At 41.7% G+C, this 14429-nt stretch carries 20 protein-coding genes; 3 read left to right on the top strand and 17 right to left on the bottom strand.

The genetic code is table 11. The features are described from left to right. Positions 1-147 precede the first annotated feature (147 nt). The 11 genes from ONZ52_RS11360 to paeA form a co-directional block, all read right to left on the bottom strand. Positions 148-1875, bottom strand: a complete 1728-nt coding sequence (locus ONZ52_RS11360) for a PhoX family protein (protein WP_265218728.1) — start codon at positions 1873-1875, stop codon at positions 148-150. Next, positions 1862-2050 carry a twin-arginine translocation signal domain-containing protein gene (locus ONZ52_RS11355; protein ID WP_265218727.1) on the bottom strand — a complete coding sequence of 63 codons (189 nt, stop codon included), beginning with the start codon at positions 2048-2050 and terminating at the stop codon, positions 1862-1864. The genes ONZ52_RS11360 and ONZ52_RS11355 overlap by 14 nt, the downstream gene beginning before the upstream one ends. A gap of 155 nt (positions 2051-2205) precedes the next feature. Continuing rightward, complete coding sequence (locus tag ONZ52_RS11350) at positions 2206-2607, bottom strand: MmcQ/YjbR family DNA-binding protein (protein WP_265219400.1); 402 nt, start codon at positions 2605-2607, stop codon at positions 2206-2208. 134 nt (positions 2608-2741) lie between these two features. Further along, positions 2742-4325 (bottom strand): ABC-F family ATPase, encoded by a 1584-nt coding sequence (locus ONZ52_RS11345; protein ID WP_265218726.1) that lies wholly within the window; start codon positions 4323-4325, stop codon positions 2742-2744. A gap of 156 nt (positions 4326-4481) precedes the next feature. Continuing rightward, the gene (locus ONZ52_RS11340; RefSeq protein ID WP_265218725.1) at positions 4482-4868 is read right to left on the bottom strand and encodes a hypothetical protein; all 387 of its coding nucleotides are present in this window, start codon (positions 4866-4868) and stop codon (positions 4482-4484) included. A gap of 2 nt (positions 4869-4870) precedes the next feature. Then, positions 4871-5245 carry a hypothetical protein gene (locus tag ONZ52_RS11335; RefSeq protein ID WP_265218723.1) on the bottom strand — a complete coding sequence of 125 codons (375 nt, stop codon included), beginning with the start codon at positions 5243-5245 and terminating at the stop codon, positions 4871-4873. A 17-nt stretch (positions 5246-5262) separates the two neighbouring features. Continuing rightward, the gene (locus ONZ52_RS25380; RefSeq protein ID WP_428981178.1) at positions 5263-5316 is read right to left on the bottom strand and encodes a hypothetical protein; all 54 of its coding nucleotides are present in this window, start codon (positions 5314-5316) and stop codon (positions 5263-5265) included. Positions 5317-5318: 2 nt separating this feature from the next. Then, positions 5319-5567 (bottom strand): hypothetical protein, encoded by a 249-nt coding sequence (locus ONZ52_RS11330; RefSeq protein ID WP_265218722.1) that lies wholly within the window; start codon positions 5565-5567, stop codon positions 5319-5321. Positions 5568-5969: 402 nt separating this feature from the next. Beyond that, complete coding sequence (locus tag ONZ52_RS11325; protein ID WP_265218721.1) at positions 5970-6110, bottom strand: hypothetical protein; 141 nt, start codon at positions 6108-6110, stop codon at positions 5970-5972. 202 nt (positions 6111-6312) lie between these two features. Further along, positions 6313-6909: a glutathione S-transferase N-terminal domain-containing protein gene (locus ONZ52_RS11320; protein WP_265218720.1), complete on the bottom strand. Its 597-nt coding sequence runs from the start codon at positions 6907-6909 to the stop codon at positions 6313-6315. Positions 6910-6948: 39 nt separating this feature from the next. After that, the gene (paeA, locus tag ONZ52_RS11315) at positions 6949-8226 is read right to left on the bottom strand and encodes a polyamine export protein PaeA (protein WP_265218719.1); all 1278 of its coding nucleotides are present in this window, start codon (positions 8224-8226) and stop codon (positions 6949-6951) included. A gap of 205 nt (positions 8227-8431) precedes the next feature. Between paeA and ONZ52_RS11310 the strand changes: the two genes are divergently transcribed. After that, entirely contained in the window at positions 8432-8839 is a 408-nt protein-coding gene (locus ONZ52_RS11310) for a DUF2721 domain-containing protein (RefSeq protein WP_265218717.1), read from the top strand. 2 nt (positions 8840-8841) lie between these two features. Here the strand turns inward: ONZ52_RS11310 and ONZ52_RS11305 are convergent, their stop codons facing one another. Further along, positions 8842-9816 (bottom strand): N-acetylmuramoyl-L-alanine amidase-like domain-containing protein, encoded by a 975-nt coding sequence (locus ONZ52_RS11305; RefSeq protein ID WP_265218716.1) that lies wholly within the window; start codon positions 9814-9816, stop codon positions 8842-8844. Positions 9817-9948: 132 nt separating this feature from the next. On the opposite strand from ONZ52_RS11305, the gene ONZ52_RS11300 reads away from it, so the two are divergent. Next, positions 9949-10215: a hypothetical protein gene (locus ONZ52_RS11300; RefSeq protein ID WP_265218714.1), complete on the top strand. Its 267-nt coding sequence runs from the start codon at positions 9949-9951 to the stop codon at positions 10213-10215. On the opposite strand, the gene ONZ52_RS11295 is transcribed toward ONZ52_RS11300, so the two are convergent. Then, on the bottom strand, positions 10205-10558 hold the full coding sequence (locus ONZ52_RS11295; protein ID WP_265218713.1) for a thioredoxin family protein: 354 nt from the start codon (positions 10556-10558) through the stop codon (positions 10205-10207). The two genes, ONZ52_RS11300 and ONZ52_RS11295, sit on opposite strands and share 11 nt — an antisense overlap. Before the next feature lie 90 nt (positions 10559-10648). Here ONZ52_RS11295 and ONZ52_RS11290 point away from each other — a divergent pair, with 90 nt between their 5' ends. Next, positions 10649-11026 (top strand): VOC family protein, encoded by a 378-nt coding sequence (locus ONZ52_RS11290; protein ID WP_265218712.1) that lies wholly within the window; start codon positions 10649-10651, stop codon positions 11024-11026. A 70-nt stretch (positions 11027-11096) separates the two neighbouring features. On the opposite strand, the gene ONZ52_RS11285 is transcribed toward ONZ52_RS11290, so the two are convergent. The 4 genes from ONZ52_RS11285 to ONZ52_RS11270 all read right to left on the bottom strand — a co-directional run bounded on the left by ONZ52_RS11285 (position 11097) and on the right by ONZ52_RS11270 (position 14230). Continuing rightward, a complete protein-coding gene (locus tag ONZ52_RS11285) occupies positions 11097-11273 on the bottom strand; it encodes a YkgJ family cysteine cluster protein (RefSeq protein ID WP_265218711.1) in 177 nt (58 codons plus the stop codon). 234 nt (positions 11274-11507) lie between these two features. After that, positions 11508-12191 (bottom strand): methyl-accepting chemotaxis protein, encoded by a 684-nt coding sequence (locus ONZ52_RS11280; RefSeq protein ID WP_265218710.1) that lies wholly within the window; start codon positions 12189-12191, stop codon positions 11508-11510. 1 nt (position 12192) lies between these two features. Then, entirely contained in the window at positions 12193-13128 is a 936-nt protein-coding gene (locus ONZ52_RS11275; protein ID WP_265218708.1) for a HAMP domain-containing methyl-accepting chemotaxis protein, read from the bottom strand. Between the two features lie 94 nt (positions 13129-13222). Then, on the bottom strand, positions 13223-14230 hold the full coding sequence (locus ONZ52_RS11270) for an EAL domain-containing protein (RefSeq protein ID WP_265218706.1): 1008 nt from the start codon (positions 14228-14230) through the stop codon (positions 13223-13225). Between the last annotated feature and the right edge of the window lie 199 nt (positions 14231-14429).

The raw sequence follows: 14429 nt of genomic DNA, 5'->3' as shown, positions 1-14429 counted from the left end.
TCCTAACGAAAAAGCAAAGTATAAGAAAAATTTATGCACTTTCTGATATATATCATGATTTCTTTCGAGCAAATAAAAAACCAGCATGCGTTCACATGCTGGTTTATAAACCTAGGATAATGTGGCCAAGTAGGCCACTAAAAAAGGTTAGCCGATGACAGCGCCATCTTCACGGGAGATAGCAACCACACTTGAACGAGGAACCGATTGCCCGCCATTTGGCCAATTCGAATTACCATCTTCACCAGGATGCTGAACACTAATAAACATGGTGGTTTTACTCGCATTCCAGGCAATACCAGTGATTTCACACTCTTTTGGCCCTACTAGGAAACGGCGAATCTCGCCCGTCTCAGGATCACCAACTAACATTTGATTATTGCCTTGACCTTGAAAGCCTTTCTCATTTGAGTAATTACCGTCTGTTTGAATCCACAACAAACCTTTCGAGTCAAATTTCAAGCCATCTGGCGAGTTAAACATGTTGTCTTGATTAATGTTTTTAGAACCCGCATTCGCGTCAGTATATACCGCTGGGTTACCCGCTAAGACAAACAAGTCCCACTTAAATTCCACACTGGTGTGGTCTTCATTCATAGGCATCCAACGCACGATTTGACCAAAATCATTTTTAACGCGTGGGTTAGGTCCAGTAGCAGGCGTCTCATCGCCACCCGCATTGGGTTTCACGCCGCGGTTTTTATTGTTCGTTAAAGAACAGTACACTTCTGCCTTATGCGGATGAGCGGCAACCCACTCAGGACGATCCATCGTCGTTGCACCGACTTTAGAGGCCGCCATACGCGTATGAATAGCAATTTCAGCGTCGGTCATGCCCGTTGTTTTTGGCGTAAGAGCCAACCACTCACCGCGATTATTGTCATGGAATTTGGCAACATACAGTGTACCTTCTTCCAATAGATCACGGTTATTACCGCCAGCTAAATATTTGTGTTTAGAAACGAAACGATACAAGAACTCACCACGCTCATCATCACCAAGGTAGACGACTACGTGACCATTTGCCGCAATGGTTAACTCAGCATTCTCATGCTTGAAACGGCCTAGTGCGGTACGTTTTTTAGGACGAGAAGTCGGATCTAAAGGATCAATCTCAACAATATAACCAAAGCGGTTTGGCTCGTTTGGCTCTTTGTCTAAGTTAAAACGATCATCTGACAAAGCCCAGTTATAACGGCCTTCTGTACTCACACCGTAGCGTTTAAAAGCTTCTGGCATGTTGAAATCTTTGCTGGCAGAGAAGTAACCGTTAAAGTTTTCCTCACAAGTAAGGTATGTACCCCATGGCGTTTGTCCATTACCACAGTTGTTCCAAGTACCTTTTGCTACCACACCTTTTGGATCTTCAGAAGTTTGCAGCCACTTATGGCCGCGGGCTGGACCCGTAATATCCATTTCAGTGTCAGCGGTGATACGGCGGTTATAAGGAGAATCTTGAACAATGCCCCATTTTCCACCACGTTGATCAACTTCAACGATTGATACACCATGCGCGGCTTTATTTTTACGCACGTCATCGGCATTGATTGGCATACCATCTGCGCGGTTCGCATGAAGTGTTTTTTCATTGGTATATTCATTGTTGATGGCCATAATTTGTTTGCCATCTTTTGCAAAGAAAGCCATGCCATCATTGTGGTCGCCAAAAGCCAATTCTTGAGACGCACCAGTGCCACCAGTCATTGGATCAAAGGCGGGCGCATTGCTGAACAGCGGATCTCCCCAAGATGCTACAACCTCCCATTTATAACCTTCTGGCACAGTAATAGTATCAAGCGTATTGGCTTTGACCATACTGAACGCTAAGCGAGATTCAGAGGCTTCTGCTGCAGCAAACGCTTTACCTGCAGCCAATGTTGTTGAGTCCCATCACAAATGCACTCGCTCCAACCGCTGCGCCACCACTCAAAAAGCCGCGACGAGACACCATTCTATGTGCCACTTCTTCAAACTCAACCACTTCTGGCGCTGGACGCACTAGCTCATCTAATTCATCAAAGCTTAAGTTCTGTTTCTGCTCAATAATCATAATACTGCCCTATACTGTCTAGTAGATTGACACAAAAAAGCCTTCTCCCCTGCAAGAGAAGTTGTCTTAAATCTATAAACAAAACATGACATTACGATGACAATTAAACGACATTATAATGATAAAGCTCGCTTAAACATGTTAGCCATGCCATTTTAATGCTGAGAGCAGCGGTATAAAGCCAATGTACCATGGCGCACTTCCAAGCCTTCTCGAATTGATTTTTTCAAGCCTTTCACCACCAAAGCATAGGAATGATCAATCTGGCGTTGAACTTCCCCTATTGGTAAATCGCCATTTAAGATAAGCGAATTCCAATGGCGTTTATTCATATGATAAGCGGGAATAACATCACTGAAGACATCGCGCAACTCAATGGCATGATCAGGATCACATTTTAGATTGAGCAATAGCCGTCCCTGATACTTACTTAATAAAGCAAACATTTTGCCTTGAACTTTAAATACAGGGGTATGATCATCAAAGGGATAATCTTCAATCGATTCAGGTTTTGATAACAGGTACTTTTTTATCGCTAAACTATTCACCGACAGCATCCTATCTAACATGTTACAAAACATTCTTAATGAATAAATAAACTTCGCTCAACAAACTTTCAAGCAGTATAAATAAAAAGCCGCTTACTGATGACTCGATAAGCGGCTTCTATTAAAAATAACAGTGAAGACATTTACTCTTGGTGAGCAAGATACTCATCATAGGTGCCTTGGAAATCAATCACTTTTTTCCCTTTGATTTCGATCACTCTGTTTGCCAAGGAGGACACAAAAGCCCTGTCATGGCTAACAAAAATCAAAGTACCATCAAACTCTAACAAAGCGTTATTTAACGCTTCGATAGCTTCCATATCCATGTGGTTCGTAGGTTCGTCCATGACCAAGACATTTAAGTCCATCATCATCAACTTACCAAACAACAGACGGTTTTTTTCGCCACCAGAGCAGACACGGACTTTTTTATTGAAGTCATCAGCGGTAAACAACAAACGTCCCAACATAGCACGCACTTTTAGATCATCATGCTTGGCGGTACGCCATTTTGACATCCAATCAAACAAGGTTAAGTCACAGTCAAAATCCTCAGTACTGTCTTGTGGACAATACCCAATCACCGCGTTTTCGGCCCATTTAATTTCACCTTGCTTGGCTTGTAATTCATTCATCAAACAACGTAAAAAAGTGGTTTTACCCGCGCCGTTTTCACCAATAATTGCCAGTCTTGAGCCAGCTTCTAAAATCATATTGCCGCCGGTAAACAGCAACTCATCATAACCATGACCAAGGTTTTCTAAAATCAATGCATGACGGTGGAGTTTCTTGTCTTGTTTGAAGCTCAAAGAAGGCGTCATACGACTGGATTGTTTGACTTCCGCTAATTCAATTTTTTCCAACTTTTTGGCACGAGAGCTGGCCTGTTTAGCTTTCGAGGCGTTCGCAGAAAAACGGTTTACGAAAGCCTGCAAATCATCCATTTCAGCACTTTTCTTCGCGTTTTCGGTTAGTAACTGTTCGCGAATCAAAGACGACGCTTCCATGAAATATTCGTAGTTACCCGGATAAATGCGCAACTCACCAAAATCGATGTCTGCCATGTGCGTACACACAGAGTTCAAAAAGTGACGATCGTGGGAAATAATAATCATGGTGCATTTACGTTGATTCAATACACCTGCCAACCAGTTAATAGTATGAATGTCCAAGTTGTTGGTTGGTTCGTCCAAGAGCAAAATATCGGGGTTGGCGAACAAAGCCTGCGCTAATAAGACACGTAATTTCCAACCTGGTGCTACTTGGCTCATTAAACCAAAATGAAACTCTTCCGCAATGCCTGCTTCCAACAGAATATCACCTGCACGACTTTCCGCACTGTAACCATCCATTTCAGCAAATTCAGCTTCCAACTCCCCCGCACGCATGCCGTCTTCTTCACTCATTTCCGGCTTGGCATAAATCGCGTCACGCTCTTGTTTGACTTTCCAAAGTGCAACATCGCCCATAATAACGGCGTCAACAACCGTGTATTCTTCAAAAGCGAACTGATCCTGACTTAAGGTACCCACTTTTTCACCAGGGGTAATAGAGACGTTACCAGAAGTCGGTATTAGCGCTCCGCTGAGGATTTTCATAAATGTAGACTTACCGCAGCCGTTCGCGCCAATTAGGCCATAACGATTACCGTTACCGAATTTTGCCGAGATGTTTTCAAACAATGGCGTTGCGCCAAATTGCATGGTGATATTAGCCGTGGAGATCAAAGGAAAAAGCCCTAAACAAAGAGAAAAGAAAAACGTTTATATAGACCACTAAATTAGGGTCAAAAGACAAACACAAAGATGGGCGAATATAGAGATTTCGTCAGCTAAAGTCGAGGATTAAGTGATGTTTTTTTGAACGTTTGACACCACTGTTTCTTATTTACCTTGATCAGAAGAAGACGCTGTTCCTGTCTCTGACATGGTTCGAAAATCCTCAACAGTCGTTGATGATGCTTCAGACTTATGCGGTTCCGTGGCGGCTTTATTGGTATCAAGCGTTAAATAGGCTGTGAGCTGCGCGATCACAAAGCTTAATACTTCTTTACTGGCACCGTTAAGCAGATTTTTTCTGGCGTTTCGAGTAATGTCCAATTGAGTTGTAGCCCCCAAAACAAAACTAGCCAACAATCCAGCCGGGCTGGTGGCTTTGCCAAGCAAATTATCGATGGCCTTATCACGGGATACTTTAGCGCGTTTTTCCAAGATCTGAGTACGCAAATACAGCCGATCTCGCTGTTTATACATACGGTTAATACCAAACATAATCAGTCCTCATCCGTCGGGATAATAGCATCCAAAGTACGAGTAAAATCCATATTTTTGAGTGTGCGTTTTACCAAATATAACAATACTAGGGAGCTTAAAAACGTCACCAAGGTAGCCGTTAACAAAATACCGACAAGAGAAAAACCATAGCTCCAAGCCAATGCGGCACTGCTTGCAATAATGAGCAGCCAAGTCGTTAACAACAAAAAAATCACACCACACATTAAGGCAAGGAGCTGGGCGCTCGACGCCACCCATAATTTCGCTTCTAACGCTCCTAGCCCTAACACACTCTTTAGCCAGCTTGTATGGGCTTCAGCCACCGCATCAAGATCCGATGAAGCTTGCTGTGGTTCAGAGTGAGGTGCTTCCATGTGTGCTTTCCTAATACTTATTTACGTTTGCATAACAAACTAGCGGCTAGAGCACCCGCTAAAAAGGCAATACCTATGGTCTTAACAGGATGCTCTTTGGCATACTCCCCACGGCAGAAGAAATTTTTTCCGATTGATTTTTAGCTGTATCTGCAATTTTGTGAGCTTGTTCACTGATTTGATGAGCCACTTCTTCAATGCGCTCTTGGCTTTGCGCTTTCATCTCAGCCGCACTATCAACCCCTTTATGGGCTGCTTCGGCCGCGTTATCTACTTTTTCATGAGCTTTTGCTTGGGTCGTGCTTTTGGTAGTTGTAGCCATTTTTCATTCTCCTTTAGAATTAAAATTTTCTTTCCAACGCCAATATAGCGACGAAAAACGGACCGCTCTTTCTGACTGAATAAACAGTCTAAAAAGATCAAAGGGAGGTTCTTTGTTTTGCCTCTAGTTAAGAAACTCGACAAAAAAACATTCACTTACCTTTCCTTATTTACACTACGTGGTTAATTAGCCATGGTCAAATGCACTCACTAAAACACCTCTTCTTTCCTTTTTTTATAATCAATCTTTAAAATAAGTGTATTAATGTTCAAGATAAGACCTTTAAATAAAAAAAGGCAAACTCGTGCCATCTACACAGTTTGCCTTTTTAGGATGAACTCATAAAGATACTTATTTGTTTGCTACAGATTGACCGCCCATCAGTATATCCTGTAAGAAACACTATTTGTTCACATCGACCCAAGCATCCCAGCCTTTCCATTCATCCAGATCAAAATCACTGTTTACTTCCACGCTCTCATGTCTAGTGGGATGACGTTTAAACACCTGCACATTGATGAACTTTTTAATTAAACGAGACATAATGCTTCTCCTTATCCTTAGATGATTTGGGAAGCATTAGGCTAGCATTGAAAAATTCAAAGATACGTCAGAAACAGCTAAAGAAAGTCTCTTTCCCCATTCGATGAATAAGGATCCACGTTCTTGACATAGAATGCTTATAGCGAGGAAAAGTGGCTTTTTTAACCAATAAAAGGCATAAAACAGACGCTTTAATATGAGATCAACTAGACCAGTGACGAGCTGAAGCCACTGTATTTTTTAATAAAGGCCAATCCAATAAGCTACGTTGATAATCACCAGCTTTACCATCAAGACAAATACCATAAATATCTAATCGAAAAGCTAAAATCGCAAAAAAAGCATCAACGGCTCCAGCTTTATCAAACATAAAGGGACCCTTAGCCTGCGTAAAAATAACCTTTATGCGCTCAATATCTTCTCGTATTACCCCATTAAAATCAGCCAAAGGTTCGATTTCTTCGAGCGTAAACGGGCAGTGAGAACGTAAACTAACAAAACCAGAGTGCATTTCCAGGCAAAGACTTCTAGCTTGCGCTCTTTCTGATTGCTCCCTTGGATACAATGCCCCATCTGAGCATTCATTAAAATACTCCACAATCGCCAAAGAATCGCACACAACAAAATCATCAACCAGCAACGCAGGCACCAAGCCTGTTGGTGAATATTTAAGTACTTCAGCTTTATAACCAGGTTTATCTAAATCTATCAATATAAGATCTGGTTGAATGTTGGCCAATCGAGCACATATAAAAGCACGAAGTGACCAAGTAGATAAGGTTCCCACAACTAACTGCATACGACATTTCCTTGTTATATTTCAAAAAAATAATCCGATCTATTTCAGCTTGGTGACTAAAAGTTGCTCAACCCTAACGCCTTCCAAATCCAATACTTCAAACTTATAGCCTTCATGAACAAAAAAATCAGTACGCTTAGGCAAACGCTTCAAGCTATAAGTAATGAACCCTCCCAAGGTTTCATATTGGGTGCGATCTGGAAACTCTTCAATGCCCAAACTGCGCATCACATCATTGATCGGTGTAAGCCCTTCTATTAACCAAGAGTTCGCGTCACGCTGCACGATTTGCTCTTCGTCATGAGGTGTTAATAAGCCACCCATAAAGCCGCCTAGCAAATCTTTTACTGTCACAATGCCAACGATTGTGGCGTACTCGTTAACAATAACGGCAAACGCTTGTGGCGCGACTTTAAAGGCATTTAGAGCCTCTGAAAGAGTCAGTGTTTCAGGCAAATAGAACACATCTTTGTCAATTTTTTCTGGTTTAATATGCGCAGGTTCACCCTTTAATACCAAACGTAAAATTTCTTTTGATTCTATAATGCCTTGGATTTTATCCAAACTGCCATCACACACTAAAAAATCATTATGGGGATGATCAATGATTTTCTGACTAATCTCTTCACTGCTGTCATCAATATCAAAATAAATAATCTGATCTCTTGGCGTCATGGTACTGGAAATGCTTCGTGTTTCTAATTCAAACACATTACCGATTAACTGATATTCTTGTCGCTGTAGACTGCCATCTTCCGCCCCAGCGTCCATCATGGCAACAATGTCTTCCGTGGTAACGATTTCTTCGCGCTCAATCGGTACATTTAAGATACGCAAAATGGTATTGGTTAAGCCGTTAAACAGAAAAACAACTGGCGTTAGTATAAACGTCACCCACAGCATGGGCGTTACCATGCGGATAGCCACTGCTTCTGGCATGATAATCGCCAAACGTTTTGGCAATAAATCAGCGAATAAGATGAACAAGGATGTAAGACAAAGAAACGAAAAGACAAAGCTGATTTGATCTAATAATGGCCCAGAATAAATCAAGTTCACGACTTGCCTGATATAAGGCGTTAACGTTTGCTCACCAATAATACCGCCTAAAATAGCAATAGCATTCAAGGCTATCTGAATCATCGCGAAAAACGCACCAGGCTTTTGCTGTAATTTTATCACCGCCTGGGCTTTTATGTTGCCTTCATCTGCGAGCACTCGCAGTTTGATTTTCCTCGCGGCGGCCATGCCTATTTCAGACATAGCAAACAGGGCACTGGCTATAATCAGCAAGCCAATACTTAGCATATCACTCATTTTGATCTCTCTTGTTGCTAGAAAGACGGAACCAACTATCAAATAGCCATTCCGACATTATTAATGCAGCATTATAGAAGGTAGTTAAATCGATACAATGCTTATTTTCTATACTTTCAGAAGGGTTATGGACGATACTAAACATACGGATGACACCGTAAAATAATGCAATAAGATATTTTTAACTCTCCCATGAAGGTAGATCATGATTATCACACTAACCACTCCCGCCATGCTATTCCCTGCAGTTTCATTATTACTACTGGCTTACACCAATCGCTTTGTCACCTTGGCCTCCATTATTCGTAACTTTGATCCCAAACTGGAAGATGAAAATATCAAAGAGCAAATTGCTAACCTACGTAAACGTATTTATTTGATACGTCGCATGCAGGAAGCAGGGGTAATCAGTTTCTTTCTTTGCGTATTGTCGATGATGGCGATCTATTTGGAATACCAACAAGCTGGGAGCTATATTTTTGGTGCCAGCTTGGTTTGTCTCATGTACTCTCTGTATTTATCGGTTAGAGAGATCACCATCTCATGTGACGCTTTAGAGCTGCATTTGAAATACTTTAGTACCAACTTTAAACAGCAAAATCGCAAAAAATAATGTTAATAACGTAATACGTGAACATTAAAGCCTTTTAGTGAAGAGGCCCCACTTGTGTAATGAGAAAAATACTCCGCGAAATTTTCATCCATGACTTTTTTGTGTGTCAAACTGGCATGTCGAAGGAAAAGCTCACCCTGCTTACGAATAGCAATTCCCTGATGGGATACATTCATATTAGTACCAATCCATTGTTTTAATGACCAATCAGGACGCACCATACTAATCACACTGCCTGAAGGAATACGATCTAGTAAAGCTTGGTCTACTCTCCTCTCAGCACCAACAAACAAGGCGGTCAAAGGCACATAAGGTAGGTAAGCAGGTTCTGGTGAAAAAGCGCTGCCCTCAGCTTTTAGCTGACCCAACAGCGTTGCGCACTTATTAGAAGATGTGGCATCACAGCCTAAAGTCTCACCAGTAAGATGCTGATACCAAGTGGCTTTATCAATAACAGTTTGCGCCACTCGGGCGGTGCCTCCTGCCACTTCTGGCGTGATATCCAGTAATTTGTCTTGATTGTTGTGAAACCAATCCAAACTAGGAAAATGGTTACGTGACACAAAAGAAACCTCGCCATCCTTGTAGCGCAGTGCCATGAGATTAGCATCAAACTCAGCCGAAGACGTCGACATAACGCCTGCCAACAAAGTTTCAACATAAGTAGTACAATCAAATACATCAAAACGAACCAAAGGATCTTGGTCATATTTCCCTTGCTTCCCTTCACCAACACTGCCGCCGACGTATACAGCCCCTAGTAACACCTGACTCAAGACGTCCATTTTATCGGCATAAGACAGGGAATGTGGTTTAACTTGATAATTGTCTAGAGCCTGAAAAAAAAGTGCTTTATTGGCCGCATCAATCACATTAACCGACACAGAATCCGTTGCTCTTGCTGATACCACTTCCGGAGATAAAATACCTAAAACCAATGAGCCAACCATCAACGCTCTTTTCATACTATGACCCATATACACCTCCCCATTACAACTGATATCCATCACACACATAAAAAAACAATCACTGGTTAAAAAACACTCTCTTTATATGCTAGTATTTAGTGCAAGTTAAAAAATGATGCTGCAGGTATAAAAAGGCTATTTATGCAAATCAACAACACCTCATTCCCCTATGGTCAACAAGGCTTACAACGCAGCCAAGAGAGATTAGACCTCGCCAGCCAAAAAGTAGCCAACGCATCAACTCAAACACTTGGTCAAAATAACACCCAAGCTAACTCTAGATATGGCTCCGCCATTCAAGATGGCTTACTGGAAGCCAAAAGCAGTGAGCTAGAAGCAAAAGCCAATGCTAGAGTCATCGACGCCTCCGATAAAACCATCGGCCGACTCATTGACATTAAGGTTTAGACAAAACGAAGCAAGACGCCATTAACTCGCGCACCTCATCTTTTGACGTAAAACGTACAATGCGCTTCACTTCTTGCCCATCCTGCAACAGGATTAAAGTGGGCCAAAGCTTAACACCAAATTGCCGTCCAAGTCGTTTCCCTTTACCATCAAACACCTTGATATGAGCCATCTCGGCATTTGACTTCATTGTGTCTTCTATGGCGTCACGAGCCGCTTGACAGTGTCCGCACCAAGGCGCACCAAACTCCAACAGAACATATCCCCTTAAAGCATTAATTTCTTCAAGACTGGGGGCCTCTTCTGCATACTCTGAATTAAAACCTATGGTCATTGCCTGCATCAAAAATCCTCTTTTCAGCATTTGAATAAGACGCACTGCTGTGAGATAAAGCATCATCGAACAACAGTCATAAAATAAGGATAAAACACCATGTTCAGCCACATTATGTTAGGCGCCAATGATGTACAAGCGTCAAAAGCATTTTATGATGCTACGTTTAAAGCACTTGGCTATGGCGAAGGCTTTGTTGATCCCAAAGGCCGATGCTTTTATCGCACAGATACTGGTACCTTTGCGATTACGAAACCAATAAATGGCGAAGCGGCCAGTCACGGCAATGGTAGTACGATTGGTTTTTCAGCCACATCTGAAGAAACGGTAAATGCTTGGCATGCGGCAGGGATAGCAAATGGCGGAGTAAGCTGTGAAGACGCGCCAGGGATTCGCTCATTAGGAACCATGAAATTGTATTTGGCGTATTTAAGAGACCCATCAGGTAATAAACTTTGCGCCATGTATAGACTTTAAGGTCGCAACTTATCATCAAGCAGTGACCGTCTGTCATTGCTTGATGATATTAAACTCTTCTCGACATTCATCAGAAGTCCATTTCAAACTCGCGGCAAATCCATGGACGATTCTCATAAATCGTACAAAGAAACGTGTTTCTGTCGACCGCTGAGCACCAACCATCTTCCAACTTCAGCATGGTCTCACCACCCCACTCATCGACCGATATGTGCCTATCAGGTACGCCAGTGTCACTGATGATCATCACCTCCATGCGACAACAGCATGCTTGACACTGCGAACATGTCACATCGGAGTCGGTTATATTTTTAAGAGCAATGGTCATAAGTGGCTGCAAATTGGTAAGAAAAACCAATATACACCGGATTTCAATGAGAAGATATTAACCCAGCCAATATCAAGAAAAACCAAACAGTCGATCTGTATAGGCAACAAAAAGCTCTCGTCAACGAGAGGCTCCTTACTTAACAAACAAAACCTATACTTTAAACTTCACCACCAGCTCATTAAGCTCTATCGCTAGTCGAGTCAGTTCTGCCGTACTGGCGCTGGTCTGATTCGCTCCGACAACCGTTTGAGCGGCTAAGTCACTAATGGTTGTGATATTACCGTCTATTTCTTTTGCCACGTTAGACTGCTCTTCTGCCGCACTGGCAATCACGTGGTTACTGTCACTGATAGCAATAATGCGTGCGGTAATTTGCTCTAATGCCTTAGACGCTTCAGCGGCAACGGTTTGTGCTTGATTAGTTTTTTGGCTTGTGCTTTCCATAGACGTAACCGCCTCATTGGCCGAAAGCTGAACCTGACGTACCATGGTCTCTATTTCACCTGTAGACTCTTGGGTACGATGGGCAAGATTTCTGACTTCATCGGCGACAACCGCGAAACCTCGGCCCGTTTCCCCCGCACGAGCCGCTTCTATTGCCGCGTTTAAGGCCAATAAGTTGGTCTGCTCTGCCACAGCTCGAATCACATCCAAAATCTGACCAATTGACGCCACTTGCTCAGCCAATTGATTAATCACTCGAGTGCTGTTTGTCATCTCTTTATTCATATCAAGAATTACAGCCGTTGTCTCACCAACTCGTGCTTTACCTTCTGCCGCTAATGTGGCTGAATCAGCAGAAGCTTCTGAGGTTTGCTGTGCTGTTCGAGCCACTTCATCCACCGCTGAGGCTCATTTGCGCTATAGCAGACGCTGCGGATTGAATCTCGTTATTTTGCAACATCAGGCTATTCGACGAACTTTCCGTAACAGAGCTTAATTCTTCAGCCGCCGAAGCCAACTGACTAGAAGAATCACCAATGTGAACAATGGCTTCTCGTAGATTGCCCTGCATTGCTTTAAGTGCATTGGTTAAACGAGTCAATTCATCCTTACCTTCTGGTACAATGGCCTGAGTCAAATCCCCTTTAGCAATGATCTCGGCAGAATTTACCGCTTCTAGAAGTGGTTTATTAATACTTCTTGATAACACCATAGCAATCGCAACCCCCAAAGCCACAGAAATAACGATAACGATATTTATTAAAACAAACCCTTCATTGTATGCTTTTAACGAGTCTATACTTGCTTCATCAGCCCCTTTCTGATTAGCGGACACAATCTCTCGTAACAATTTCACCATATCATCTGCAGCATGATTCATATCCGGCACAAGAGCCATATATGCCTCTTTATTATTTTGTACAGACAAGCTCGCAACTTCAGACTGAAGTTTATAGTAATTAGACTCTACGACTTTAAATCGATCAAACAAACGTCTTTCACTATCTAAAAATATCGTTGACTCATATTCAGTACGAGACTTAGCGACATTATTTTTTATAGCTTCTATAGTTGCCAATATTTCATTTTTACTTTCTCCGCTTGTTGCAGTTAACAGTCTTAGTGTAAAGATCCTTACTCGCATCAGATCCGTACTCATATCCCCCAAGCTTGTAATGGCCGGAAGAATATTTGTTTCAATCAATTCTGAATTCGATCGAATCTTATTCATCGTAGAGATGCCGACGCCACCTAGAATAATCATCAGAATGATTGCCGATGAAAAGCTCACCAGCAACCGCGATCGAATATTTGTATTCCTTAACATTTTCACCCTCTATAATTTTTTCATCAAGTTTAAATACAACCAAAAAAACATAAAAAAACAACAAAAACTGTATTTTTTTATGAAGTCTTGAAAACTAGTATGTTTTTAAATACCACTCTTCAAAATTAAACACAGATAACGGCGGAGAGAATAAATACCCCTGAATGACTTCGTATCCTATTGCTTTTAAATAAGATAATTGTTGTAAGGTTTCAACACCCTCAGCAATGGATACGGCTCCAATTTTTTGACCAATGGAAAAGACAACGTCACTTAACTCTTTAGATAATTTACTAGGAAGCTTACTAACAAATGCTCTATCTAACTTAAGCTGTGATACGGGAAACTTCAGTAATCGTTTTAGGTTGGAATAACCCGTACCAAAATCATCTAACGATATTGCAATTCCCATTGAATGAAGGTCATCGATCACATTAATAAAGGAGTCAGACAATGTTATTTTTCTACTTTCGGTGATTTCTAAAACAAGGTCAGAAGAAAAAAGACCATTTTTTTGTAAAATACTTTGAATAGTATCGACAAGATTTGGAGAGTTAAAACTATAAGGGGAAAAGTTAACTGCAATGAGAGGAACTTGTATATTGTTTTTACGCCATGACGCCAGTTGCCGGCATGCTTCACGAAGTACCCATAAATCCAGCTCAGCAATTAACCCAAAATTTTCTGCTAAAGCAATAAAATCGTCAGGGGAAACATGACCAAGCTCTTCATGATGCCATCTAGCCAACACCTCAACACCATAAAGCCAATTATTCGACACATTAATTTGAGGCTGATAATGCAAGACTAATTTGTTCAGTTGCAAATCTGTTTTTAACATCTGAGCCATACTTAAGGGCTGACGGCCATCACTTAAGTAGGAGCCTGCGTAGTCATCGGAAGTAAGACAAGCGTCCTGAATAAGCAAGCTACAAAAATGCTGACCAAGCAATTGAAAAGCTTCCACTTGAACCTTTATTTCATAAGTTTCGCTGTGAGCAGGCGTAAACAAAAGCGTGATGCTTTTTCCTGCCATACTTTTAAATTCAGCAGCAGAATAAGTGCGCAGTTCGGCTTCAGACCAAAAGCACCCCTGAGGCAATAGAGAATCATTTTTTGAAAAAAACGGGAAGAAGACAGCATTTTTTGCGCTTTATCGTTACAAGAAACAATCAAATCATTACTGTCTAACACAATAAAGCCATGATTCGTTTCTTGTAACTCCTGCCAATCATGCCCAGTATTCATCCTCTCTGTTTTCACAAGTCAATCCTTCTACTGCATGCTTCGATTAACACAAA

Source organism: Marinomonas rhodophyticola, assembly GCF_026113935.1.
Taxonomy (GTDB): Bacteria; Pseudomonadota; Gammaproteobacteria; order Pseudomonadales; family Marinomonadaceae; genus Marinomonas; species Marinomonas rhodophyticola.
This window is presented reverse-complemented; position numbering and strand designations above follow the sequence as displayed.